At 45.2% G+C, this 24,795-nt stretch carries 17 protein-coding genes and 2 pseudogenes; 8 read left to right on the forward strand and 11 right to left on the reverse strand.

What is annotated here, in order from left to right; all coding sequences use genetic code 11:
* Nucleotides 1-68: 68 nt before the first annotated feature.
* Complete coding sequence (locus tag VL20_RS22535; RefSeq protein ID WP_052277872.1) at nucleotides 69-851, forward strand: aldolase/citrate lyase family protein; 783 nt, start codon at nucleotides 69-71, stop codon at nucleotides 849-851.
* A gap of 1,123 nt (nucleotides 852-1,974) precedes the next feature.
* Here the strand turns inward: VL20_RS22535 and VL20_RS22540 are convergent.
* Complete coding sequence (locus tag VL20_RS22540) at nucleotides 1,975-2,802, reverse strand: DUF3598 family protein (RefSeq protein ID WP_052278551.1); 828 nt, start codon at nucleotides 2,800-2,802, stop codon at nucleotides 1,975-1,977.
* Between the two features lie 37 nt (nucleotides 2,803-2,839).
* On the opposite strand from VL20_RS22540, the gene panD reads away from it, so the two are divergent.
* Together panD and VL20_RS22550 are read left to right on the forward strand one after the other, a co-directional pair.
* Nucleotides 2,840-3,259 carry an aspartate 1-decarboxylase gene (gene panD, locus VL20_RS22545; protein ID WP_052277873.1) on the forward strand — a complete coding sequence of 140 codons (420 nt, stop codon included), beginning with the start codon at nucleotides 2,840-2,842 and terminating at the stop codon, nucleotides 3,257-3,259.
* 427 nt (nucleotides 3,260-3,686) lie between these two features.
* Nucleotides 3,687-4,873, forward strand: a pseudogene (locus tag VL20_RS22550) (TRC40/GET3/ArsA family transport-energizing ATPase).
* A 452-nt stretch (nucleotides 4,874-5,325) separates the two neighbouring features.
* Here VL20_RS22550 and VL20_RS22555 read toward each other — a convergent pair.
* Complete coding sequence (locus VL20_RS22555; RefSeq protein ID WP_052277874.1) at nucleotides 5,326-6,081, reverse strand: cobalt-precorrin-6A reductase; 756 nt, start codon at nucleotides 6,079-6,081, stop codon at nucleotides 5,326-5,328.
* Nucleotides 6,082-6,191: 110 nt separating this feature from the next.
* On the opposite strand from VL20_RS22555, the pseudogene VL20_RS33200 reads away from it, so the two are divergent.
* From VL20_RS33200 to VL20_RS22565, 3 genes and pseudogenes are all read left to right on the forward strand, one after another.
* A pseudogene (locus VL20_RS33200) lies at nucleotides 6,192-6,674 on the forward strand (choice-of-anchor R domain-containing protein); the annotation flags it as partial.
* 50 nt (nucleotides 6,675-6,724) lie between these two features.
* Nucleotides 6,725-6,955 carry a PEP-CTERM sorting domain-containing protein gene (locus VL20_RS33205; protein ID WP_284525891.1) on the forward strand — a complete coding sequence of 77 codons (231 nt, stop codon included), beginning with the start codon at nucleotides 6,725-6,727 and terminating at the stop codon, nucleotides 6,953-6,955.
* 1,141 nt (nucleotides 6,956-8,096) lie between these two features.
* Complete coding sequence (locus tag VL20_RS22565; RefSeq protein ID WP_052277875.1) at nucleotides 8,097-9,545, forward strand: family 10 glycosylhydrolase; 1,449 nt, start codon at nucleotides 8,097-8,099, stop codon at nucleotides 9,543-9,545.
* Nucleotides 9,546-9,551: 6 nt separating this feature from the next.
* On the opposite strand, the gene VL20_RS22570 is transcribed toward VL20_RS22565, so the two are convergent.
* The 6 genes from VL20_RS22570 to VL20_RS22595 all read right to left on the reverse strand — a co-directional run bounded on the left by VL20_RS22570 (nucleotide 9,552) and on the right by VL20_RS22595 (nucleotide 19,320).
* A complete protein-coding gene (locus VL20_RS22570; RefSeq protein ID WP_052277876.1) occupies nucleotides 9,552-11,756 on the reverse strand; it encodes a GumC family protein in 2,205 nt (734 codons plus the stop codon).
* Between the two features lie 117 nt (nucleotides 11,757-11,873).
* Nucleotides 11,874-13,088 carry a polysaccharide biosynthesis/export family protein gene (locus VL20_RS22575; protein ID WP_052277877.1) on the reverse strand — a complete coding sequence of 405 codons (1,215 nt, stop codon included), beginning with the start codon at nucleotides 13,086-13,088 and terminating at the stop codon, nucleotides 11,874-11,876.
* 132 nt (nucleotides 13,089-13,220) lie between these two features.
* On the reverse strand, nucleotides 13,221-13,967 hold the full coding sequence (locus VL20_RS22580; protein WP_052277878.1) for a cyanoexosortase B system-associated protein: 747 nt from the start codon (nucleotides 13,965-13,967) through the stop codon (nucleotides 13,221-13,223).
* Entirely contained in the window at nucleotides 13,960-14,865 is a 906-nt protein-coding gene (crtB, locus tag VL20_RS22585; RefSeq protein WP_052277879.1) for a cyanoexosortase B, read from the reverse strand. Before crtB ends, VL20_RS22580 begins: the two co-directional genes overlap by 8 nt.
* A gap of 37 nt (nucleotides 14,866-14,902) precedes the next feature.
* Nucleotides 14,903-16,042, reverse strand: a complete 1,140-nt coding sequence (locus VL20_RS22590) for a DegT/DnrJ/EryC1/StrS family aminotransferase (RefSeq protein ID WP_052277880.1) — start codon at nucleotides 16,040-16,042, stop codon at nucleotides 14,903-14,905.
* A gap of 512 nt (nucleotides 16,043-16,554) precedes the next feature.
* On the reverse strand, nucleotides 16,555-19,320 hold the full coding sequence (locus VL20_RS22595; protein WP_052277881.1) for a leucine-rich repeat domain-containing protein: 2,766 nt from the start codon (nucleotides 19,318-19,320) through the stop codon (nucleotides 16,555-16,557).
* Nucleotides 19,321-19,559: 239 nt separating this feature from the next.
* On the opposite strand from VL20_RS22595, the gene VL20_RS22600 reads away from it, so the two are divergent.
* On the forward strand, nucleotides 19,560-20,366 hold the full coding sequence (locus VL20_RS22600; protein WP_052277882.1) for a TPM domain-containing protein: 807 nt from the start codon (nucleotides 19,560-19,562) through the stop codon (nucleotides 20,364-20,366).
* 589 nt (nucleotides 20,367-20,955) lie between these two features.
* Nucleotides 20,956-21,660, forward strand: a complete 705-nt coding sequence (locus VL20_RS22605; RefSeq protein ID WP_052277883.1) for an LmeA family phospholipid-binding protein — start codon at nucleotides 20,956-20,958, stop codon at nucleotides 21,658-21,660.
* A 50-nt stretch (nucleotides 21,661-21,710) separates the two neighbouring features.
* Here the strand turns inward: VL20_RS22605 and VL20_RS22610 are convergent, their stop codons facing one another.
* The 3 genes from VL20_RS22610 to VL20_RS22620 all read right to left on the reverse strand — a co-directional run bounded on the left by VL20_RS22610 (nucleotide 21,711) and on the right by VL20_RS22620 (nucleotide 24,740).
* Nucleotides 21,711-22,862 (reverse strand): DUF445 domain-containing protein, encoded by a 1,152-nt coding sequence (locus VL20_RS22610; RefSeq protein ID WP_284526186.1) that lies wholly within the window; start codon nucleotides 22,860-22,862, stop codon nucleotides 21,711-21,713.
* 122 nt (nucleotides 22,863-22,984) lie between these two features.
* On the reverse strand, nucleotides 22,985-23,683 hold the full coding sequence (gene ubiE, locus VL20_RS22615) for a bifunctional demethylmenaquinone methyltransferase/2-methoxy-6-polyprenyl-1,4-benzoquinol methylase UbiE (RefSeq protein ID WP_052277885.1): 699 nt from the start codon (nucleotides 23,681-23,683) through the stop codon (nucleotides 22,985-22,987).
* A gap of 187 nt (nucleotides 23,684-23,870) precedes the next feature.
* Nucleotides 23,871-24,740 (reverse strand): MBL fold metallo-hydrolase, encoded by an 870-nt coding sequence (locus tag VL20_RS22620; RefSeq protein ID WP_052277886.1) that lies wholly within the window; start codon nucleotides 24,738-24,740, stop codon nucleotides 23,871-23,873.
* Nucleotides 24,741-24,795 lie beyond the last annotated feature (55 nt).

Raw genomic sequence — 24,795 nt, forward strand, 5'->3', positions numbered from 1 at the left:
GCTTTTCGCGGATCGGCTATAATTAACAAGGATCCTCTAGCAGTTACCGATTGTGAACGATTAAAATCATGAATTCCTTAGAAAAAAAAATGGTGGAACTGTTAAGAGAACTCAGGGAAGATCACCATGTTTCAGGGGTAAAAGCGGAATTCGAGACGGAAGGAACCCGACTGACGGAAGCGATGCGGTTGAAAGAAATTAGTCTGCAAGCGGGGGTGGATTTTAATCTGAAAATCGCCGGTTGCGAAGCGATCAGAGATATCTTTGATGCGGTTAATTTAGGAGTCGATCGCTTGATTGCTCCCATGGTAGAAACAGGCTACGCTTTACAAAAATATCTGCGGGCAGCTAGGAGGGTTTTAGCTGATCAAGGGGTGGAAGATGTGGAGTTATTGGTTAATATTGAAACGATTACTGCCTGTGAGAATTTTCAGGAAATGTTAGCGATTCCAGAGATAAAATCTCTCGATGGTATCGTCATCGGACGGATGGATTTAGCCTGTTCTTTGGGATTAACTCGCCGGGATGTCAATAGCGAGCAAGTTTTGGATCTGGCTTTACCTTTGGCAAAAAAAGCTAAGGCTGCCGGTTTGACTGTGGCTATTGGGGGTGGGGTGTCACTAGATTCTTTACCGTTTTTCAAAATGTTCTGCCAAGGACATTTTGACCGCTTCGAGACGCGCAAAGTTATCTTTAATTGTCCCCAAGCTTTGGATAATTTTAGTTTAGCTTTCCAAAAGGCGATCAAGTTTGAATTACTCTGGCTAGAGAATAAAAAAAATTATTATAGTGCTATTGTTCGTGAAGATGACCAGCGTTTAGAAATCCTCCATAATTTACTTTTTGGTTAAAGATACTGGTCCCTTGATTGATCGTTCAAAACTCGAGCTTCTCTCATCCTAACCAGTAATACTACATCCTGTTTAAAAGGTATAGGGAAGCAGCGGAGCAGGGAGCAGGCTCTCTTATTCTTGGTGTGTTTAAGTATCTAAGCACAATTAATTACACATCTAAGCCACTACTCCGTCAGACTTCTGATGTGAGGAAACAGTGAACTGAAAACTCAAATCCGATCCCTAATAGCTGTATCCCGTCTCGGAGTCTCGGAGTCTCGGAGTCTCGACTAGGAAATTAATTTTGCACGACTACTTAACTTATATGGGAGCGCTCAATCTTTGTGTCCTTCGTGTCTTTGTGGTTCGCACCACACCCCACACCCACCAACAAACTTTTTGCCGCAAACCCTAGATAGTTAACAGTTTCCCACCCCCATTAGCTAATCTGGATACTTTCCTCGCAGCACATCTGGTACATTTTGTCAAAAAAACTTTTTCGTTTTAACATAAGTACACATATTTTTGGCAAAAGATCTTTTTCGTCAGAGGAGCAATTGGCAAGTTTTTCCTGGGGACGAATTAGTCATCCTAGACTGGGTAAGGGTTTCAAGGCACAAAGACTAAAAATGCACAGAGTAACCCAATTATTATATTTTAGCAGCAGGCTGTAACTATTGCAATCTCGTTGACAAATAGGAATTTTTCTCAATTATTTTTTAAGAAAAGTAAAGATTAAGGAATGTAAATTTAAATCTTCTCAAGTATATTGGGATTTTGATAAATTTTGCTTATATAAAGCAGCCCTTAGCATTCAGCTTCTGAGAGCAGTTATCTTATTGGTGAAGTACAAAGTTGTTGTTTTGGGAAGTCTCCGAGCAAGGAGACGATGCCAAATCCAGTTAAGTAGGTAGTCGTTAAAAATTATCAGATGCCCCCCTTATTAAGGGGGGATTAAGGGGGGGACTAAGGGGGGATCGGCACCCCCCTTATCAAGGGGGGCAGGGGGGATCTGAGGCAAAATCTATCTTCAATTTAATTATAACTACTTACTTATAATTCATCTTTAGGAGAAACCCGATATTTTTCAGTGTAATTAGTCAATTTCCTTTTTATTATCAATCTAGCCGAGGGCTGACGGCTAATAGCTTTCTTTTTCCTCCGTTACCAGAGTAATACCCGTCCATTCTCCCTTATCATCATAAGAACGAATTAAGCGCTGTCTTTGAGTAGGAGAAAGTAACCAACCCACCTCTAAAACAAAAGGATGACCGGCAGTAATTTTCAGAGGTGTATTACAGGAGGCTCCATCGGGCAGCAACAGTATTTGAATCGGCAGCGGACCATTTTCAAACAACAATCTTTGTCCCTCGATACGAGCGCTAGAAGTGATTTGATTATCACCAAAAGTCAAAGTTTGCGAGAGATAATTATCCCCCTGACGCTCGATCGATATATGGGTAGAATAGGCAGCAGAATTATAAAAATCCCGTCCCGTTGTCACTGCTTGTCCTCGCCATTGACCCAGTAATTGCTCCACCGTTAACATCGGTCTTTCGGGTGACTGAGAATCAACTAACTTTTCCCGAATTAAAGTCAAGCGATCGAACTCACAGCGTTCATTAAATAACTGGACGATTCTTAATCGTCTTTCCCCAGAGATTAAGCCAAATTCTGCTCCGAATTGTGAGGAAAAACTACTAAAATATAGAGAACCTTGGCAAAAAGCTCCCGTCTGGCTAAATAGAATACCCTGATGGAGAGAACTATACTCTAAAATTAAATCTTCCGGCGCTCGATCGCTGTAGAGACGGCGGATCAATTGACGAATTGATCGATTATTATTAATGCCTTGCAAAGATACCAAAGTCGGGGTATCTTCGATCAAGTCGCCTTGGGGAGACAGACGGGTAAAAGAACCTTGCCATTGACCGAGATTTTTGAGTAAACATTCCCACTGGGAGAGCATAATAATTGAGGTAATTGGGGGAAATAGGACAAAATACATGGGAACAATTCGATTAATGCACGCCAAACTCCATCGAGTGCGCGTCAGCGAGGCTAACGTCGATTATGTCGGCAGTATCACTATCGATCGAGAATTGATTGAGCGGGTCGGTATTTTGCCGCTTGAAGAGGTGGATGTGGTCAATCTTAGCAATGGTAAGCGCTTTTCCACCTACGTTTTTCCCGGCCAAACTGGGGAAATTTGCCCCAACGGTGGTGCGGCTCTGCTCTGTCAACCCGGAGATATTTTGATTATCTATGCCTACGAACAACGTCCGAGGCAAGAAGTTCTCGAAAACGGTCATTTTGCCAAAGTTCTCGTCGCTGATGCTGAAAATCGCTGTCAGCAATTTTTTGAACAGAGCCTAATTCCCCGGGGTGATGGTCGGGGAGTGGAATTCTATAGTCAAGAATGCTGATTCTTGTCCTCAATTTGTTAACTTTCCCGTCATCGGAAATTTTGGGTCTGAAACCCCGCCGTTCTAGGTTGGCTTTACGTTAGAATTAAAAGGCCAGTCTCGAAAACCAAGTGGACGGCGCAGCACCTTGAAAACTCGGCTTAGGGGGTTCCGACCAGAAAAGCTTGGCCGGGTAAAAAGTCGCGCGCAACAAGTACAAGAAGCTATAGGCGGTCAACGTACCGTGGGACACAGGGAATCGGGCTTCTGAAATGGGGCGAAAGTCTGTGGACTCTGTGTAAGACAGTACATGGTTTTTTAACTGTGGTATGCGACGGTGGTGGAAGCAGAAACTTAAATCGTGAGGTTTAGGAATCGCCGCACTTTTAGGGCGGCGAGGATGTCAAAATAAGAATAAGTAATGTAAATTTTCTTAGAATCAGCCCCCATGCGTGTAATTCTCATGACCGGTAAAGGAGGCGTGGGTAAAACCTCCGTCGCCGCCGCTACAGGACTCCGCTGCGCCGAACTTGGCTATAAAACCCTAGTTCTCAGCACCGATCCCGCTCACTCTCTCGCTGACAGTTTCGATCTCGAATTAGGTCACGATCCTCGTTTGGTACGTCCCCATCTTTGGGGGCAGAATTAGACGCACTAATGGAACTAGAAGGCAACTGGGGCGCAGTAAAACGTTACATTACTCAGGTATTGCAAGCTAGGGGTTTAGATGGAGTGCAAGCGGAAGAATTAGCGATTTTACCCGGAATGGATGAGATTTTCGGCTTAGTTCGCATGAAACGCCACTACGATGAGGGTACTTATGATGTGTTGATTATCGATTCCGCACCGACGGGGACAGCTTTACGATTGCTGAGTTTGCCAGAAGTGGGCGGTTGGTACATGAGAAGATTTTACAAACCTTTACAGGGAATGTCGGTGGCATTGCGACCACTGGTGGAACCTTTATTTCGACCGATCGCCGGTTTTTCCCTGCCAGACAAGGAAGTTATGGATGCTCCCTACGAGTTTTATGAGCAGATCGAGGCTTTAGAAAAAGTTTTGACCGATAATACTCAAACCTCGGTACGTTTGGTGACAAACCCCGAAAAAATGGTGATTAAGGAGTCTTTACGCGCCCATGCCTATCTAAGTCTCTATAATGTTTCCACCGATTTGATTATTGCTAATCGGATTATTCCTGACAAAGTAACCGATCCTTTCTTTGCTCGTTGGAAAGAAAATCAACAGGGTTATAAACAGGAAATTTACGATAATTTTCATCCTTTACCGGTTAAGGAAGTTCCTCTCTACTCCGAAGAAATGTGTGGTTTACCCGCTTTAGAAAGACTGAAAGAAACTCTTTTTGCTGGGGAAGATCCGACTAAGGTTTATTACCAAGAAAACACTATTCGGGTAGTTCAACAGGAAAATAACTACAGTCTGGAATTATATTTACCCGGCATACCCAAGGAACAGATACAACTAAATAAAACTGGAGATGAGTTAAATATTCGCATCGGTAATCACCGTCGTAATTTAGTCTTACCCCAAGCTTTGGCAGCCCTGAAACCTTCCGGAGCAAAAATGGAAGATGATTACCTGAAAATCTCTTTTAGCAACGTGGTGAAAGTGTAATTTTCCCAGAGTAGGTGGGAAGCTTTTCAGTGATCAGTGATCAGTAATCAGTGAACTGAAAAATAACATCTGATACTAAATCTGGTTATGAAAGACTGATTATTTATTCCCCTTTTTGCATGAGTGCATGAGTAGAAAACGGGTTTCTCCGAGAAACCCGTTTTCTGTGCGTTACTCAACGGATTTAGTATGATAACTGATAGCTGTCTCCCATCAACCCTCTCGACTGGGAAATTAATTTTGCACGACTACTTAGGGTTTGCGGCAAAAAGTAGGGGCGAAGCATTCGGATAGAAAATCTATGATTTCAGCAATAGGTTATTGCCCGAATGCTTCGCCCTTACAGAACTTGAAAATCTTACAGATGCTTCGCCAAACAGGCCCCAAACCCCTTACCTAGTCCATATTTCACATTTATTCAGCCAACCCTACTGATGATTTTCCCAGAAAAATCAAGAGAGCAGTCTTTTTTCTAACCATGCCAGGACACTTTCAACATCTGCCACTTTTTCTCCTTCAGGTACGGGTGGACGTTGTACCATGACCACAGTTATTCCCAACTCCCTAGCGGCGATAATTTTGGCGTAGGTGGCATCACCGCCGCTGTTTTTACTCACGATCGCCCCAATCTTATATTCTTGTAAAAGAGAGCGCTCTGACTGTAAGGAAAAAGGCCCCCGTTCCAACAATAATTTTCCAATCGGTACGATGGCATCTGCTTCTGGAGGGTCAATCATCCGCATCAAAAACCAGATATTTTTTAGATGTGCATAACTTGCCAGTTCTTGCCGACCAATAGTGAGAAATATCCGCGGTGCTAACCCCGATAAAATACTCGCTGCCGCTTGATTGTTTTCTACTTCCATCCAATTATCTCCAGATACTTTTTCCCAAGCTGGACGACTTAACATTAATCGAGGAATACCACAATCCGAGGCAGCTTGAGCGGCATTAAAAGAAATTTGTGCGGCAAAGGGATGGGTGGCATCAATTAAACAATCAATGCCTTCTTGGCGTAGATAATTGGCTAACCCGGTGGCACCACCAAACCCTCCCCGGCGAGAAGGAGTTGTGAGGGTAATCGGTTCTCTCGTGCGACCGGCAAAGGAAGCGATGGCATCTATCCCCGGAATTGCCGCAATTTTAGCCGCTAATGCCGCCGCTTCCCCCGTTCCCCCTAAAATCAGCACTCTTTTATTTTTAGTCATCCAGCAATTGCCAAAAGGTTAACTAATTTTCCATCTTCCTATCTTGCCTTGCAAAGGAAAGAGATTGTTGGGGTTAGGTCACTCTACTTTTTCCCAAAAACGAGGAATCTGTGCTAAGTTACCAGAACGTTTATTTTCCCAGCAGATGCTCAGAACATAGACCATCAATCAAGACCAATTTAACTCTTTTTGTCGTTAGGACTTCCAAAAGTGACCAAAAACCAGCAAATTCTAGCAAAAATCGGGGGGGGGGTAGCCTTGCTCTCCTTCTTTCCTTGGGTTTAGGGCAACAAGCTTATGCTGTCACCCTCGTTGAGAACTTAAGTGAATCAAATGATGGCATAGGAAGTATAAACTTTAACTTTTGGAATGGATCAAGCTTTACCACTGGTAGTAGCAGTTACAATCTTCAGTCTGCTACTCTTTTGTTCCAACAATTAACCGCCAGTCCCAACTTGTTTGTTCGTCTCTATAGCAACAGCAGTGGAACCCCCGGCACTTTGATAACCAGTTTTACTAACCCGGCTTCCATTACCACCTCTCTCGCCAATAACACCTTTACCCTGGCTACTCCGTACACATTAGCCGCTAATACCACTTACTGGTTAGTCAGTGGTGTTTCAGATAATGTCGGGAATTATCAATGGGTTATACTACATCTTACGCTCAAACAGGACTCCCTGGCTGGACGATTGGTGATGGTTACGTTGAGAGTAACAATCAAGGGGGAGGTTGGACTTCTTTTCCTACTGATGGGCCTTACCAATTTAGCCTTGAGGGGACCGCTACTAACATCCCCGAACCGGGTTCCGTGGTTGCCTTGTTAGGATTGGGAGGATTAGGGTTAGCTTCTAGCCTGAAGAAACGGAAATAGGAACAGTAGGGTGGGGGCGACTCGATTCTCTTGTCTCGTGCCAAGGTTCCACCTGGCAATGGCAAAAGTCAGCGTCTCCCTCCCTTACCTGATAGGTTATAGCATTTTTCTTTATTCGTGGCAGACATCCTACTCCCCTCTCCCACCCCCGACCCCCCCGATGTCGGCGGGGCAGGGGGGTGAGGGCAATTAAGGGACTTGCGCTTTGATAATGTACCTTTTGGGCGAACGTAGTTCGCCCCTACATTGTGGACAAAATCCGTTACTGTAGGGGCGCAAGGCTTGGGCTCTCCGATAGATCAGGTTTGCCGATCACCCTAAGTAGGGGGAGAGCCTTCGAGATGTTAGGGACTTGCGCTTTGATAATGTACCTTTTGGGCGAACGCAGTGCGCCCCTACATTGTGGACAAAATCTGTTACTGTAGGGGCGCAAGGCTTGGGCCCTCCGATAGATCAGGTTTGCCGATCACCCTAAGTAGGGGGAGAGCCTTCGAGATGTTAGGGACTTGCGCTTTGATAATGTACCTTTTGGGCGAACGCAGTGCGCCCCTACATTGTGGACAAAATCCGTTACTGTAGGGGCGCAAGGCTTGGGCCCTCCGATAGATCAGGTTTGCCGATCACCCTAAGTAGGGGGAGAGCCTTCGAGATGTTAGGGACTTGCGCTTTGATAATGTACCTTTTGGGCGACGCAGTGCGCCCCTACATTGTGGACAAAATCCGTTACTGTAGGGGCGCAAGGCTTGGGCCCTCCGATAGATCAGGTTTGCCGATCACCCTAAGTAGGGGGAGAGCCTTCGAGATGTTAGGGACTTGCGCTTTGATAATGTACCTTTTGGGCGACGCAGTGCGCCCCTACATTGTGGACAAAATCCGTTACTGTAGGGGCGCAAGGCTTGCGCCCTCCGATCGATTGGGATATTATTCCCACGCAAGTCCCTTATCGCAACCGAATCGGCGGTTAGGACATTGACAATCTCCGAAACCCTCTCATACTAAATCCTGTCTCCTGTCTCCTAACCCCACCAACAAACTTTTTGCCGCAAACCCTACTTAAGACTTTTGCTATAGTTCTAGAAGAGGGCTAAAAAAATAGCAAACTAAGGAAATTTCTCCTTTGCTAGTTTTGCCGTGAACAACTATGTTAAAAAAAGTCAATTATCTGCGATCGCTATCCTGTTTCCTCGCTATAATCCTCTGGAGTAGTCCTCTCGGGATTAACTCTAGCCTCGCTGTCAATGATAATTGTCAACTCTCCGAATCAGAAATCAAACAACAAGAAAATCTGCGTCAAACTTCCCCCCAAGAATATAACATTTTATTGCAGAAATATGCTGAACAATTGCGCTTTTGTCGTTCCCGACACTGGTTACAGGAACAAGCGATCTGGTTACGTCTTTACTCCTGTGATACCCGTCCTGGATCGATAGAAAGTATCCTCGATCGCATCGTGGCCAAAGGTTATAATATAGTTTATCTGGAAGTTTTTGCCGATGGTCAAGTCTTGTTACCTCCTAACAATAATCCCACGGTTTGGGATAGCGTGATTAAAAATCCCGGTGCTGGAAATGTGGATTTATTAGCACAGGCGATCGAACAGGGACATAAACGCGGTTTAAAGGTGTATGCTTGGTTATTTAGCCTCAATTTTGGCTATGCTTATAGCTTAAAACCCGAGCGACAGGAGGTGTTAGCACGCAATGGTAAAGGACAGGATAGCACCTCTTTTGTCGATGATCAATCCCAAACTTTTGTCGATCCCTACAGCAATCAAGCGCGACAGGATTATTTAATTCTCCTAGAAGCGATTTTACAACGTCGTCCCGATGGAGTTTTATTTGATTATATTCGCTATCCCAGAGGAACTGGAGTCGATTCCGTGGCTGATAATGTCGAAGATTTATGGATTTTTAGTCCCGCATCCCGACAAGCTTTAATTAATCGAGGATTGAATAATAAGGGCAAATTTTTAATTGATCGCTATCTGACTCGTGGTCAAATTTCCCCTGATGATATCGTCGAAGCAGATCGCCTTTATCCCCAAGAAACCGCCCCTCTTTGGCAGGGTAGAATTCCCTTAGAAGAGGAGATGAAACAATCAGTTAAAACTCGTTTTGATCGCCTCAAATTAGAACTTTGGTTCCTGACGGTTGCCCATGCTGCCCAGGGTGTAATTGATTATATTAGTTATTTTTCTGCCCTAGTGGAACGTCAGGGAATTCCGGCTGGGGCAGTGTTTTTTCCCGATGGGAATCGTCTTGTGGGTAATCAAGGTTTCGATTCCCGTTTACAAGCTTGGGATAGTTTTCCCGCTTCCCTAGAATGGCATCCCATGTCCTACGCTAATTGTAACGATACTACCTGTGTGGTTAATCAGATCAAAAGAGTAGTGGCAAGCAGGGGAAATCAAACTCCTGTTATCCCAGCTTTAGCGGGTTTATGGGGACAACCCTATAACAATCGTCCCTCCTTAGAAGTGCAAATGGCAGCGATTCGCCTAGCTTTTCCCAGCATAGATAGTATCAGTCATTTTGCTTTTTCTTGGCAAGAACCACAATTCGATCGAGCCAGAAGATTTTGTCAAATGTAACCCCATTTACACCTCTACTTTTACTTCCTCTGTCTCTGTTTTTTCCTGTGGGGGGGGGACTATCAAAGGCGGCAGTTCCGGTTCGGCGGTGTTGAGAGTCGGTGTAATATCGACGTAGTTAATTACCGCCCCTAAAATTTTCACTTCCGCTTCTGTTAACTGGTCAGTTGCTTCACTCAAGAGACTAGAACGAGTTATGCCCTGGCGCGTTACCAGAATAATCCCGTCCGCTAGTTCTTCTAAGAGAAGAGCATCATTACAGCTAGACAGAGAAGGAGTATCGACAATCACCAGATCGAAACGGCCGCGAGAATCTTTGAGAATTAATTGTAATTCGCTCGATTCAATGATAGCTGCCGCTTGTTTTTGCGGACCGGGACTAGGCAAAATGGAAAGGTTTTCAATATTTGGGGCCAGCCGGATCGATTTACTTTTTGCCCCGTAGTAAAGTAGGGGTTCTCGGAAAGAATTGGGATCGGGAGTGACTCCGATTTCTTCGGCCTTAGAGGGACTTCTCAGATCTCCTTCTACTAACAGAGTCCGTCGGCCCGCTAAAGCGGCGGCGATGGCCAGATTATAGGCAGTGGCGGTTTTCCCCTCTCCGCCAGTAATACTGGTGACAACAACCACTTTCACCGTTTCGCCGCCGCCAACAAGTCGCAGGGTACTGCGTAAACGTTCGTAGTAGGGGAGATAATTGGCATTAGCATCGGCGAGAATCGGCTCGATTTCCTCGCCCTCTAAATTCCGGACAATGGGCAATTGTCCCAAGAGTAGTATATCCCGACTAACCAAAGCTTCCCGCAATTCTTGGGGACTGTGCAGGCGATCATCGATCACTGCTAACAGGAGAATCGTACCCAATCCGGCTAAAGTTCCCAAACCAGCACCCACCAAGAGAATCAAGGTACGATTCTTGCGGTTAAACACCTGTTCGATCGGTTGAGCAACCGGCGGTTGGGCGACGGTGAGACTACCCACGGTTTCCGCTTCTGCGGCCTGAGCATCCACCAGAGCATTGAGAATATTCTCGTAGATACCCCGTTGAAAGGCGACAGCTTGGGTTAAACGAGCTTGCTGTAGCTGTTTATCGGGGAATTTCTCGTATTGGGAGCGTAATTGCTGTTCCTGAGTCACCAAGGACTCTAATTGTTTCATTAAACCCTCGCGCTGGGTTTGCAGGGTGACTAATTGAGCCGCTAGTTGTTGACGGGTGGCATCGAGATTACTTTGCTGACGGATGCGACTGCTGGGAAGATCGGTCAGGATGCCATCTTTTCCGATCACCTCGGCGGCTCTTTTTTGTAAGAGAGATTCGTTAACTTCCTGTTGTTTGCGTAATTTAGCTACGGTGGGATGTTCGGGACGTAAATCCTTCTGTAGTCGCTCCAATTGGGTTTCCGTGTCCAAGATCTGCGCTCGGATACTGGCAATAATCGGGTCGGCACTAAGGGCCGAGGAGGTGTAAGCTTGATCGGGGGTTAAATCGAGTTGTTCACTCAGACTATTAATCTGTCCTTGAATGCCTTGCAGTTCTAGGCGAATTTCTCGCTGTTGCTGTTGACTACTGGTGATAGCGGTGAATAAACTCCCGTCTTGAATCGCCAATAAATCTGAACCCTGGGTACTAATGTAGCGATAAAACTTTTCTTCGGCTCTGGTTAAATCTTTTTGGACTTCGTTAAGTCGGACACTGAGAGCTTCTATGCGGGCCCGTAACTGGGAAGTATTCAGCCAGCGACTGTATTCCACCATTTCCTTCATCAAGGTTTCGAGAATTAACTCCGCCTTGGACTGGGAGTCGGCCGTTAACTCTAAAAGTACCTCTTGGGGTTGGTCGCTATTATTTTTTTGTCCCTCCGCTTCACCGGGGAAGGTTATTTTTAAATCCTGATCGCGAATTTTAACCATCTGTTCCTGATTAAATTGCAATTTTTTGGCCGCATTGACCAATACCCGGGGAGACAGCAGTAAATCGCGATCAATAGCCCGCCCTTGTTCTTGCAGTTGGGTTCCTGTACTGGTAAAAGCCGGCGGCGGCACCCGGTAGGCCAATTGTCCCACCGCCCGATAAAAGGTGGGGGGTTTCTCAGGATCGGGTAGGAAAGCAAAGATCACAGAACCGCCTAAACAGACGAGGAAGACGAATATTCCCACAAATTTGTTCTGATCTAGCGAGATGAGAAATCGTTTAACAATTGGTAGAGCCATAGCTTTTTAATGTATTCCCAGATTCTTTACATTTTAGCGGTCAAGAGTGATTCTCGCCCTTGAAATCCTAGCTTATGAAGTTGTGTTAAGGAGTGAAGGGAGCAAGTTGCCCCTCAATTATTGGAAGTTATTGAATTGATTGCCAAAGTCGAGAATTGTATTGGTAAAACTGGAAATATCCCGGATGGGTTGGGTAATGATATTAAAAGCGGCGAAAATCTCCCCTAACAGGGTGCGGGTGACGATAATTACGTCCTGATCTTCTAAGGGAACATTTTGGGATATATCTCCCCTAACTGCCGCTATCGGACTCAAAGTTTGACTAACAATTCCCCCTTTGGCACTATCAAAACGGAGCAGGGACACTTCATTGACATTAATCCGCAGGCGATCGGAAACCGGTAAACTAGCCACTACATCAAGGAAGCTACTGCCATTAGGAATCGAAACATTTCTCAGGGAAATTCCTGAAGGAATTGAGGGAGCTAAAACCCTGACGGTGATATTCTGCTGGGCGAGGGTGGTTCTAGCCACCAGGGTGCGATTATATCCCGTCTCTTGGCCGACTTCTAACTTGGAAACAATCACGGCATCACCTCCTTGCAAACGCAGATCTGGCAAGCGTTCCCCTTTAATTAAGGGAGTATAAAGGTCAAGTTTCTCCTCTAATACTGTACCATCGACTAAAACCCGACGGACAACGATCGAACGCAGATCGGCTCTGGGGGTGCCGCCACCCGCCGCCAAAAGTACCTGCGCTAGGGGAGTATTAGGAGCAACACTATAAAACCCCGGTCGCTGTACCTCTCCCAGAATGGTTAACTGGACGGGACGGGCAGTGGTTAAAACAGCAATCACTTCCGGTTCCTCCCGCAGGTATTTTCGCCCCAATTCGAGGCGGATCTTAGTTTGCACTTCGTCTAAAGTCAAGCCCAGCACCGGAATACGCCCTAAAATCGGCACCAGAAAATTACCATCGGGATCCACTGGCCCCGTGGAATTAAATTCGGGAAAATCGGGAACCGAGACAGTAATTTGATCGCCGATATCGAGTCGATAGGACTGAATTTGTCGGGATTGGCGATTATTGGGAGAGTAAACCGGTGGACTGTAGCCGGTAGGGGGAATCGTGTTTTCAGGAAAGGTGGGATTAGGCGGTTCGGGGGGCAAAAATTCCAACCCAGTTCCGGGTTGAGTCTGGGGTATGGACAAAGAACCCTGGGCCTTGAGGCTCTCGGAGGGAATTACCCATAAGAACCCTGTCAGACTAAACCCTGATAAGGCTATGGCCCCGGTTCTGAATAAACTAACTGGCAAAAACTTGTTGAGCATTGGTAGAATCATACAGATATATCAATTTATTTTCTGAGAGTTATCTAGTGGGAGAGGAACAAAGAAGCTATTAAGGACTAGAAAAGTGCCTTGAGCTAGTTTTTTTTAAACAGATAGTTGGGAGCAGAAAAACTACTTTTCTTTTTTGGTCTCAGGCAGAGAAGTTAATTGACTTAAGACATTTTGTTCTAAGTAACTTTGAACTTCCTTGGCGAGATTGAGAGCAAAGGGAGTGAGAGTTTGCAGTTCTTTCGTCGGTTCTAAGGGAATCAGCAAGGAAACGGCTATCCAGGGTACTCTCTGTCTTTTTAATTGCGCCCATTGGTCAAGCCAATACCAAACAGAGGGATCGTAATGACCACCACCTAGCCAAGCATACCATTGCACCACGGCAAAGGTATTTTGTGTCCAGGCACGATAGAATCGAGCCTTGGCCTTTCCTCCCGACTGGGTGGGGATTAATAGCTCGGTTGTTTCCCCCTGATTCCAACGACTAATCGAAGTGATATCCGACCATTCTAATCCTGGTTGATTTTTATAGTAGATCTGTGGCTTTAAAAGCACGGTGATCCTCTTGCCCTCAGGAGTTTCCACCACTTGCACCGACCATTTTCCCTCACCGATTTGTCCTTGCTGCTGATCGATGGTTTTCAGGTCAGAGAACTTGATTCCCGATTCTTGTAGAGTCCGCATTTTTTGAATGTTACCGATTCTTGGTTGATCCACCCAAGACCAATGGCCAGAAATTAAATTGGGCAGGATACCGCCTAAAATCAACAGCAGCAGCAAGCACAACAGTAGTGAATAATTACCCGGTAGCTTTTTTTTGATTTTATCTAACACTAAACTTACCTCGGCCGGAATTTTTCGACTAATCATCCTGGTTACCTTCCCCTTGAGCTAGGGACTTTTTCTTAACCGCCTCGCGATACTGCATGATTTGGAAGACCAAAAGGATCAGTAATAACATAAAGACGGAGTATAAATCACCCCCCCAGCCATCGTGGAGTAATTTGAAGTTTTCCTCTTGTCCTGTGCCGTGAAACCAAGCTAAAAGCGCGTTACGAACAATATTAGCCCCGACACTAATTCCAAAGGCACTGAGGAGCATAAAGCGGGTTTTACGACCGTTTTCGATGGTATCAGTCCAATGGAGCAGCAGGAGGGTGACGTAAAGACTGCTAAATAACATTTTCAGCCCCGCACAGTAGGGAGCGACTTCCACCATCCTGCCTTCTACCGCTACATAGATACCGTCAACGGAGACATCTAGGCCCGCTTGCTGGAGAATAAAACCAGCGCAAGCAGCAATAAAAACCTGTAGGGGTAGGGTATAGGGAGCGATCAGGTAGGGTATGGGATTAGGAGTCGCTAAAGCTGTTAAAAGCAGGGGAAATCCCTGTAATTTTAAACCTTCCGTTCCTTTTAACCAGAGACAGATTCCCGCTAAAATAATCGGGAAAGACATACTAACCCAAAGAGAGGAACCGAGGAGATAAAAAATCGCTCCTAGGGTTAACAAAAACGCTCCGAGGGGATGGGAGCGATCTTCGAGGCGTTGCCATTTTTTGCGATTCTGCCAGACAATATAGGCGGCATAGGGAAGGCCGATCAAGCCGTGGCTAAAGTATTCGTGTTCGATGCCGATCGATTTATTCAGCCAACCATCATACCAATGAAAGATCACCGGACCATAGATGACCGCCAAGAAACCGATAATCAGCCAAGATTGCCGATTTTTCTGGGAGACGGGGGATAAGGAAGGACTAATACCCATAGGACAGAGCGATTTAGTGACAAATTCTGAATTTATGTTACCCGATGATCGCAGTGATCTGTTCAACCACGATGTCAATTTGCTCCTCGCTGATACCGGGGTACATGGGCAGAGAGACAATTTCTTCACAGAGAGTCTCTGCATGAGGAAAGTCTCCCTGTTGATAACCCAGGTAGCGATAGGCCGGTTGCAGATGACAAGGAATCGGATAATGAATGCCGGTTTGAATACCGACGGCAGTTAATTGTTCTTGTAGTTGTTGGCGATCAACCGGACAATGGGGGAGTACGCGAATAACGTAGAGATGATAGACATGACCGGTCTCGGTTTCGTCTCGTATGGGTAAAATGCCCTTATCGGCTAAAGGAGCCAAAAGCCGGTCGTATTGTCTTGCCGCTCGCTGACGGGCCCGATTCCAGCCTTCCAGATGGGGTAATTTAACATTTAAAATGGCGGCTTGTATGCTGTCTAAACGACTATTAGTGCCGATATCGGTGTGAAAATACTTGCTCGGTGCGCCATAATTTCTTAAACTACGGGCTTTTTGGCTAATTTCGGGATCATTGCTCACTAACATTCCGCCATTGCCAAAAGCACCTAAATTTTTACTGGGATAAAAACTAAACCCCGCCGCCACACCGACACTGCCGGCGCGATAACCTTCTCTACTGGCTAAATGGGCCTGGGCCGCATCTTCAAAGATAGTCAGATTATGGCTGCGGGCAAAATCCTCTAATTTTTGGGGTGATACCATCTGTCCGTACAGGTGTACGGGTAGAATGGCGCGGGTGTTGGGGGTAATTTTTTGGGCGGCCGCTGCGAGGTCAATTAAGGCCGTATCGAGGTGACAATCAACTAAAACTGGTTTGGCCCCCGCTTGAATAACACCCATGAGGGTAGCGACAAAGGTATTAGCGGGGACTAGCACTTCATCCCCGGCACCGATGCCGTAAGCTTGTAAAGCCAGGGCAAGAGCAGCAGTGCCAGAAGCTACTCCCACAGCATACTCGACTCCGCAAGCTTGGGCAAAGGCGGTTTCAAATTCGGCTAAAGCTTGGCCTAAAACAAAATCTCCTCGGTCGATAACTGTTTGGATTGCCTCGGTAATTTTTGCTTGTAGGGGCCGATTTTGCCAAGTTAAATCAACAAAGGGAACTTTGATTAAATGGGAATTCATCTATTGCTTGTTTAGGGAGATATTATTAATTATCAAGAGACTAGCATAGGTTTGATCAAGTTGTCTAGATTTGTAGGCTCTCTTGTCCTTGTGTTCTTTGTGCCTCTGTGGTTTATCCTTAATCCTTCTGGGATAACCTGAGAAAAAGTATAGGCTAGGCTAGATTCTAACCCAGCTAAACCAAGAGAGCCGATTGGTATTCAGGGGGTTTGGCCTTGACTTGGCCAAAAGAATTAAGTTGACTGCCTAGCTATTTATTTTTGCCGCCAAACTTTGAAGATAATTACTAAGTGGGTGGGTGGAATTAAATATAAGATGAACGTAGGTTGGGCTTCGGCCGTGAGCTTTTGCCGAACGGTTGAAGCATGAAACCCAACGCCTCAAAGGATTTAGTATAAGAAGTTAAGAACGGGAAAAGGCCAAGAGTTTTCCCGGTTTGATAAAAAGAGAGATTAATATTAAATATTTGTAAACTTTTTTGCCTAAGTTACTTTTCTATGGTATGCAAATCTTTACTGCTCCGATTCGGGGGTTTCTTGGGGGGTGTCATCGTTGTTGGTTTTTGGTTCTTGTCCTTTAAAAATCGTGATAGATCGCCAAAAACCCTCTAAAAACTGATTAAAGGTCGTTTCATTGATTTTACCCGTCCAGAACAATAACACAATCACAATAAGAGCAAAGATAAAAATAATTGTCAAAACGCTGGTAATAAACTGTACCACTGGCACAGTATTGGCAAGCACCGCAAAGATAAAAGTAACCACAGCTAAAACCAGCAACAAAGCGAGACTAGGTTTCAGGAGATTGGGAGTTTCTGGCGTTTTGGGACTCATAGGGCGATTTTCTCGGCTTTTGCGGCTACGTTCCTCCCTTTCGTCGAGATGTCTTTCTCTTTCTCTCTTAGATTCCACCCCTTCTAAGATATCGCGGATATTGTATTTGCCGCGCAAACCGGGGAGAGTTGCTTCCACGCTGCCTTGGCGATCGAGTTCTATCAGATGGAGATAATCGACGGGAACTTCTACCCCGGTGGGTTTTTCCCCTTGCAATTCTCGAATCACTAACTTTTCCTGTACGGCTAAATTAGGGATAGTAGCGTGAATTTTCTGAAAATCTGTCTTAATAATAGCTAAAAGCGCATTAGCACGGGAACCCTGGGCTTTTATGCTGATGTAGTTATCTTCCTCGTCGGCACGCACCAAAGCTTTATTAAGATCCATTGTCAGAACCACACCACTACGCCAACGCATGGTTTTATAGATCATCTGGTGATTACGGACGATAAAGCGGGAAATAATGCTACCGGGCAGGATATCATAACGGTACTGGAAGTGTAAAGGTGCGTTTTCGTAGCTATCCACATCCGGTTCATCGATGGGTAGAAGATCGGTGATTAGATAGCGAGCGGGACTGTAACCATCAAGGGGAAAACAGAGTTCAAATTTTCCCATCAAATCCATCAAAAATCCGCGTTTATTTTCGGGATAACGTTGGGGTTGTTTGAGAATATCTTGCAGATCTGGCAGTGAAAGAATGCCCTTTTTTTGCACCATCAAATCGTGATTATTGAGAATATCATAAACACCGTCAGTTACCCATTCCGGGTTCAGGACATTGGTTTCATTCAGTCGCGGATCATCTTGGTAGTTGAGGACAATACCGAGATCGTGGAGAAACTGCACTAAACTTTTTTGATCGCTGGCCTCTTTAATCTCGGCTGTCTGACACATTTCCTGATACTTTTCGTAGGAAATAAAGTCATAACTCTCTTGCATCGTTTCTAGTTGAGTTTTGATCTGAAACCAACTATTAGGCAATAAATCTTTGATATGGGGAATAGCATCGATTTGGGAGGCGATTTCCTGCACAAGTTGCTCGATTCCCACACCGGTTTTACAGGAAGTGGCGATTAGCTTGGTGATTTGGGGATATTTTTTCCGGAGGGTGCGGATCTTAACTTGGGGGGGATTTTCATCGGCACAATTACCCACGATAATCACGGGAGAATTGCCTCCGTAGGTTTCAATGAGTTTTAACCAGTATTCCAGACGGTTTTGCTGTTCATTTTTGCGGTTGTCGAGGACAAGCAGATAAAGACTGCGTTTAGTCAGAAAAAACTGATGGGTGGTTTGCATCACTTTCTGACCGCCAAAATCCCAGATATTGAGGCGAATATCGGGTTTTTGGGGCAGTGGCCACCTTTCAATATTAATGCCGGGGGTCTTGGGTTCTCCGGAATTAAAGGTATTGTGCAGTAACCGCTTTAACAGGGAAGTTTTCCCCACATCCCCCTCCCCCACCAATAAAACTTTAAGCTCATTAAGAGGGCGTTTTTTCCCTTTATCCTTGAGATAATTAAAAATCGCCTGCGGGTTGCCATCATCCAATATTGTTTCACCCCATCCCTGACGAATAATTTCCGGGGGAACGTTGGTAATCGGGTTATTTTCGAGGACTAATCGCTTCAGGTTGACTAGGTGAGCGAGCGCTTCTGGAATCTCCCTGATTTGGTTATTTCTGAGGTCGAGGTCTTGCAGGGAGGTGAGTTGAGCGAGCGCTTCTGGTATCTCCCTGATTTGGTTATTTCTGAGGTCGAGGTCTTGCAGGGAGGTGAGTTGAGCGAGCGCTTCTGGTATCTCCCTGATTTGGTTATTGTAGAGAAAGAGGTGCTGCAGGGAGGTGAGTTGAGCGAGCGCTTTTGGTATCTCCCTGATTTGGTTATTTCTGAGGTCGAGGTCTTGCAGGGAGGTGAGTTGAGCGAGCGCTTTTGGTATCTCCCTGATTTGGTTATTGCTGAGGTGGAGGCTTTGCAGGGAGGTGAGTTGAGCGAGCGCTTCTGGTATCTCCCTGATTTGGTTATTGCTGAGGTTGAGGACTTGCAGGGAGGTGAGTTGAGCGAGCGCTTCTGGTATCTCCCTGATTTGGTTATCGCTGAGGTTGAGGACTTGCAGGGAGGTGAGTTGAGCGAGCGCTTCTGGTATCTCCCTGATTTGGTTATCGCTGAGGAGGAGGAATCGCAGGGAGGTGAGGTAAGCGAGTGCTTCTGGAATCTCGCTGATTTGGTTATTGCTGAGACGGAGGTGCTGCAGGGAGGTGAGTTGAGCGAGCGCTTCTGGAATCTCGCTGATTTGGTTATTTCTGAGGTTGAGGTATTGCAGGGAGGTGAGTTGAGGGATTTCGGGGGGAATTTCTGTTAAGTTTCTGCCAGACAGAGCCAACTCCCCCGCTCTTTCGTCCTTTGCCTGTTGAATTAACTCTAATACTTCCCGTGCTGTCATTGACCATCCCCCCGCTACTATATTTACTCCATTTTGGCAAAAGATCGGGTTAATGCAACTGGTTGAGACCTCATCAGCTTGAGTTGAGTTTCTGGAGAGTGAACTGAAAACTCCCATCTGATGACCGATGACTGGATGACTAAAGTTGAGAATTCCCTTAAGATAAAGTAAATAAGTGTAAAGAAACTGAAAGTTAGCCTACACCCTTGCTGAAAAAATTCTCATTGTCTAGAAGTGCTATGCTCAATCGTTTTTGCCGAGGAATCTCGATCGCTCTTGTCATTGGTGTCATTAGCTGTCTGGGTTGGATTATCTGCCCAAATCAAGCTCTAGCGGTGAATAATCCCGAATTACTGCCCAATGAAACCACTCCGATCGTTGATTTAGCCAATTATCTACCCGCAAAACAGGAAGAGGCATTAATCCGAGATATCGAGACATTTCAAGGGGAAACCGGCTGGAAAATGCGAGTTTTAACCCAATATGACCGCAGCCCCGGCCGAGCAGTGATTAATTTCTGGGGATTGGATGATAAAAGTATTCTCCTAGTGGCCGATGGTCGCGGCGGTAATCTACTATCTTTTAGTATTGGTGATGCCGTCTATGAATTTTTACCCCGCACTTTTTGGATCGAATTACAGGCCCGTTTCGGTAATATGTATTTTGTCCGAGAAAATGGCGAAAATAATGCGATCGTACAATCCTTAGACACGGTAAAAGGTTGTTTAGTTAAAGGTGGTTGTGCGGTAGTCCCCGGTTTACCGAGGGAACAGTGGATCTTAACTTTAATTACCTCAATTGTCGGTGGTTTAGTCTTCGGGTTTGCCGGTATTCCCCGCAAAGAAGGACAGGTTTTCGCTTGGCAATGGGTTTTAATTGTCTCTCCCCTCTGGTTTATCCTCTTTGTTGCTTTTGGCATCGGACCGGTGGTTACTCGCACCAGTGAATTACTGCCCCTTTTCCGCAATTTAATCGGTTTTGCCCTTGGAGTTTTAGTCGCCTATCTTTCCCCTCGTTTTAATTCCCTCAACGCCTCAAAAACCTAAAAATTAGAGGCTTTTCAGTGATCAGTGATCAGTAAACAGTGAAAAGAAAGTAGCGAAGTTTTTACCTATAACTGATACCAAATCCGGTTATTAAGTTGTTGGTTATAATTAAATTAAAAATGAATTTTAGGTTCGATCCCCCTGCCCCCCTTGATAAGGGGGGTGCCGATAGGCGGGGGGATCCCCCTTGATAAGGGGGGTGCCGATCCCCCCTTAGTCCCCCCTTAATAAGGGGGGTGCCGATAGGCGGGGGATCCCCCTTGATAAGGGGGGTGCCGATCCCCCCTTAGTCCCCCCTTGATAAGGGGGGTGCCGATCCCCCCTTAATCCCCCCTTGATAAGGGGGGTGCCGATCCCCCCTTCCCCCCTTGATAAGGGGGGCATCTGATGATTTTTAACGCCTACCTAGTTAAAAACTGATTATTTATTCCCCTTTGCCTCTTGCCTTTTGCCTTTTGCCTTTTGCCTCTCCTCATAACTAGCCTGTACTCAACGGATTTAGTATGATAGCTGACGGCAGCCCCTCATGGTTCGATCGATCTAGCTCTGTTACAATTAGAAAAATTGTGGAGTGAGTGAGATAACGTTTATGTGGGTCAATACTCAAAGTGAGATTATTAGTAAAGTTTTGCCGCCAGCAGTACGTCTGTTCTTAAGAACGCAAGTAGAACAGATAGAAGATTTAGAAATGCAGCTGCAAGGTCATGATCGGCAAATTTTGCGCGGTTATATCCCCGGGGTATTTTTAGCCGTGGGAAAAGCGATTTATCAGGGGTTACATTTAGGTAAAGCGCAATTAAGAGGGGAAAATATTCGTCTTAATATCGGGCAGGTTTTGCGAGGGAAACCCCTAAAAATTTTGGAACCTATTCGGGTTAGCGGTGAGGTGGAAATTAACGAGCAGGATTTAAATAATTCGATCGCCTCGACTATTTTAATTAATGCTTTTGCCGATTTACTAATTTTTTCCCTAGAAAATAACGGAATTGTTAACGCCAGAGAAATTATCTCACAACAGCGTTTTAACTGGAAAAATGTTCTCTTAAATCAGGGTTATTTCTGTCTTCTCGGCCATAGAGAAACGGGTGCAGAAGTAATTTTTAGCGCTGATATTACCTTAAAAGATGCCCGCACTTTAGGGATTAGTCCCCGACAATGGCAAGGTTTAGCCCCAGATTTATCTATTGATTTGCAACCTTTTACCGTCGATTTAGGCAAAGATGTGGAGATTAAATCTTTTATTCTCGAAGATCAAACTCTTTTCTGTCAGGGAAGTTTTTTGATTTTACCTTAACAATAAACGGGATGATTCCGGTGGGTTAACTTGGTTTAACCCACCAATTATTACCCCGGATTCTGTGCGATTAAAATAATTGTTTGCATTAGTCCGACTAGAAGACCGAGAATACCACCGAGATTAACAATTCCCTGTAATTCCTGTTTAACAATGCCTTGAATAGCATTTTCCAGATCAGCAGGGGAAGTAGCATTTACCCGATCGCGGATCACCTGATCGATGTTGAGAATCGGGATAATTTGGGCGACTAATTTCTCTAAATCTTCCTCTAGATAACGCTCTAAAATTAACGCTAACTCTTGACTAATTACCCCTAATGATGTAGTCATTGACCCTGAAGATTGCAGACGATTAATAATTAAATTAGCGATTTGATCCCAGTCGATCGTTTGTCCAAAATCTTGCAGAAATTGTTCGCCACTTTCTTGAATATAAATTCGCACCGTATCCCTGGTGGTTTTACGCAATTGTCTGACGGTGGAGATAGGTAAATTTTGTAAAGAGATACTTTGTAACCAGTTTTTCAGACGATTACGCATCTCTAAAGATAGTAATAATTCTTTGATTCTGGTGTTAGCTAAATCCTTTTCATCAAGGCAAAAAGTGCGTAAGCGGGCCAGGGCATTGCGTAAACCGAATAAATTGGCTACTACCCAATAGGTTCCACTGGTTTTTTCCCGAAATCCTTCATCGATAACTTGAATATTGCGATCGGTTAAAAAATCGATCAAAGCTAGACGGATAACATCAGCAGGTAAGACGGTTTCTAATAGCCAATCGGAGAATTGTCGCGCCTGTTGTTCACTGAGAGAAAATTCCAAGACTAGGCGATCAAAAATTTGATTGATCTGTTTTTCTAAAAAGTCCTGTCGTCGGGCTAAAACTTTTAGTAATCTCGCTAAAGATTCCCCGAATAAATCATGAAGAATTGCCGCCAAAATCTCGGCGGTTTTTGCTTGCCGATCGCCTTTTATTTGTTTTAAAGCTAATTGTAACAGCCAGAGTATCGCCCCCTGTACCCTTTCCGTGTCCAGGAGTCGTTTAGCCAGTTTTTGTAGTTCCTCGGGAGTTAACAGGGAACCCATGATCGTATCCGATACCCGGACAGCTAATCGATCTTGATTGCGAGGAATTAACCCCGGAGTGAAGGGAAGAGGACGCTTACCGATATAAATCGCCTTGTAGGGACGAAATAGCATTTTTATGGCTACATCGTTCGTAAAATAGCCAATAATTGCCCCCGCGATCGGCGGTAATATCCATGTCCAAAGAGTAGGGAGATTCAATTTAGCAGCAAAAAATAAACGGAAATGTCAGTAGGTTATTTCTTCAAGACTAACACTCCCATCAGTCCTGCTAGGAGTGGATAGTGAACAGCGCTGGAAAATCCCGACTGATAGCCTAATTTTACCTGTTCTGGGCCCTGGGGAAAGCGATCGATACTGGGACTAATATAAGCGTACTGGTCAGTTAAACCGTAACGCTCGGCAGCCGGAACGACGATATGATCGAGATACCAGTTTTGGAATAATTTGGCGATGGTTTGGGTGGGTTGATGGAAGTCCAGAATCGCCGCTTTAGCACCCGGTTTCAGGACTCGGTATAATTCCCCCAAAGATTGGGTAATATCCACCACATTGCGTAATCCATAGCCAATAGTGGCACAATCAAAGCTAGAATCGGCAAAGGGTAAATTGAGGGCATCCCCTTCTATCCAGTTAATATTAGTGGCGCTAAAGCGTTGACGGGCGATTTTTAATTGTTGTGGGGAAAAATCTAGTCCGATCACTTGGCCGGTTTTACCCACTTGTTTTGATAATAGGTTAGTTAGGTCGCCGCTGCCACAACAGATATCGAGGGCAAAATCCCCTTTTTCGGGTTGACACCACTTGACTGTCATTAATTTCCAGACGCGGTGTAATCCTAAACTTAATTCTTGATTAAGTCGGTCATATTCGGGAGCGATCTGATCAAAAATTGCTTGTATTTCTGTGGAGTTAGGTGAGGATTGATTGGACATTTTTATAATATGGCATCAGAGAAAATCCCAGATGAAGTTATACCATTCTATCCTAAGTAGCTGGTTATAATTAAATTAAAAATGGATTTTAGGTTCGATCCCCCCTTAATCCCCCCTTGATAAGGGGGGTGCCGATCCCCCTTAATAAGGGGGGCATCGGATAATTTTTAACGCCTACCTACTTAGGTTACGCTTCATCTATCTGATCATCTCCAGGCCGCAGTTCGATCGAGAGGCCTTCCCGGGCCAGAATAGTTTGAGGCAGAATCTTTCTTGCCTCTTCCCCAATGCGATCAAGAAAATCGTCATTATGGGCCGGATCGTGATGAAATAGAACTAACTGCTTAACTTGCGCTGCTTGAGCGATTTTGACTGCTTGCTGCCAAGTGGAATGACCCCAACCCACCTTAGAATACTTAGGATGGTTGTATTCCTCATCGGTGTAGGTAGCATCAATAATCATCACATCCGCTTGCCATGCCAAAGCCAAAACGTTATCATCAAGGCGATCGGGAAAATGTTCGGTATCGGTAATATATGCTGCCGATAAACCCTGCCAATTTACCCGATAACCCACCGCTTCTCCTGGATGATTTAAAGGACGGGTTTCGACGGTGACATCCCCACAGTGGAGGGTTTCGCCCATTTCTAGATTATAAAATTCTAAATCGGCCCGCATAATCTGCAAAGGCACGGGAAAATTAGGATGTAACATCTGATCGTGTAATGTTTGCTTGATGGTTGCTCCGTTGGGGGAGGGAACTGCGTAGATTTTAAAAGTATTGCCCCGGATAAAAGCAGGGATAAAAAAAGGAAAACCCTGAATATGATCCCAATGGGAGTGGCTGAAAAATAAATGGGCTTTCGCTGGACTTTCTGCCATCAAAGACTGTCCTAGTAGGCGTAACCCCGTACCACCGTCAAAAATTAATCTTTCTCTACCGACTTGCATCTCTACACAGGAAGTATTACCACCATAACGAACGGTTTCCGAACCTGGACAGGGAATACTCCCCCTTACTCCCCAAAATTTGATCTGGAAGCAGTTGTAGGGCATATCAGAAGTTTCTCTACTGGTACTGATGGGCTAATAGATCAGATTAGCACTCTTC

It is taken from the genome of Microcystis panniformis FACHB-1757, assembly GCF_001264245.1.
Lineage (GTDB): Bacteria > Cyanobacteriota > Cyanobacteriia > Cyanobacteriales > Microcystaceae > Microcystis > Microcystis panniformis.

Excerpts from the sequence above, each read along its gene's own strand:
- VL20_RS22540 (WP_052278551.1), bottom strand. The coding sequence starts at position 2,802 with ATGCTCTCCCAGTGGGAATGTTTACTCAAAAATCTCGGTCAATGGCAA.
- VL20_RS22605 (WP_052277883.1), top strand. The coding sequence starts at position 20,956 with ATGTGGGTCAATACTCAAAGTGAGATTATTAGTAAAGTTTTGCCGCCA.
- VL20_RS22565 (WP_052277875.1), top strand. The coding sequence starts at position 8,097 with ATGTTAAAAAAAGTCAATTATCTGCGATCGCTATCCTGTTTCCTCGCT.
- VL20_RS22580 (WP_052277878.1), bottom strand. The coding sequence starts at position 13,967 with ATGATTAGTCGAAAAATTCCGGCCGAGGTAAGTTTAGTGTTAGATAAA.
- VL20_RS33205 (WP_284525891.1), top strand. The coding sequence starts at position 6,725 with ATGGGTTATACTACATCTTACGCTCAAACAGGACTCCCTGGCTGGACG.
- panD (WP_052277873.1), top strand. The coding sequence starts at position 2,840 with ATGGGAACAATTCGATTAATGCACGCCAAACTCCATCGAGTGCGCGTC.
- VL20_RS22600 (WP_052277882.1), top strand. The coding sequence starts at position 19,560 with ATGCTCAATCGTTTTTGCCGAGGAATCTCGATCGCTCTTGTCATTGGT.
- VL20_RS22555 (WP_052277874.1), bottom strand. The coding sequence starts at position 6,081 with ATGACTAAAAATAAAAGAGTGCTGATTTTAGGGGGAACGGGGGAAGCG.
- VL20_RS22620 (WP_052277886.1), bottom strand. The coding sequence starts at position 24,740 with ATGCCCTACAACTGCTTCCAGATCAAATTTTGGGGAGTAAGGGGGAGT.
- crtB (WP_052277879.1), bottom strand. The coding sequence starts at position 14,865 with ATGGGTATTAGTCCTTCCTTATCCCCCGTCTCCCAGAAAAATCGGCAA.
- VL20_RS22575 (WP_052277877.1), bottom strand. The coding sequence starts at position 13,088 with ATGCTCAACAAGTTTTTGCCAGTTAGTTTATTCAGAACCGGGGCCATA.
- VL20_RS22570 (WP_052277876.1), bottom strand. The coding sequence starts at position 11,756 with ATGGCTCTACCAATTGTTAAACGATTTCTCATCTCGCTAGATCAGAAC.
- VL20_RS22610 (WP_284526186.1), bottom strand. The coding sequence starts at position 22,862 with ATGCTATTTCGTCCCTACAAGGCGATTTATATCGGTAAGCGTCCTCTT.
- ubiE (WP_052277885.1), bottom strand. The coding sequence starts at position 23,683 with ATGTCCAATCAATCCTCACCTAACTCCACAGAAATACAAGCAATTTTT.
- VL20_RS22595 (WP_052277881.1), bottom strand. The coding sequence starts at position 19,320 with ATGACAGCACGGGAAGTATTAGAGTTAATTCAACAGGCAAAGGACGAA.
- VL20_RS22535 (WP_052277872.1), top strand. The coding sequence starts at position 69 with ATGAATTCCTTAGAAAAAAAAATGGTGGAACTGTTAAGAGAACTCAGG.
- VL20_RS22590 (WP_052277880.1), bottom strand. The coding sequence starts at position 16,042 with ATGAATTCCCATTTAATCAAAGTTCCCTTTGTTGATTTAACTTGGCAA.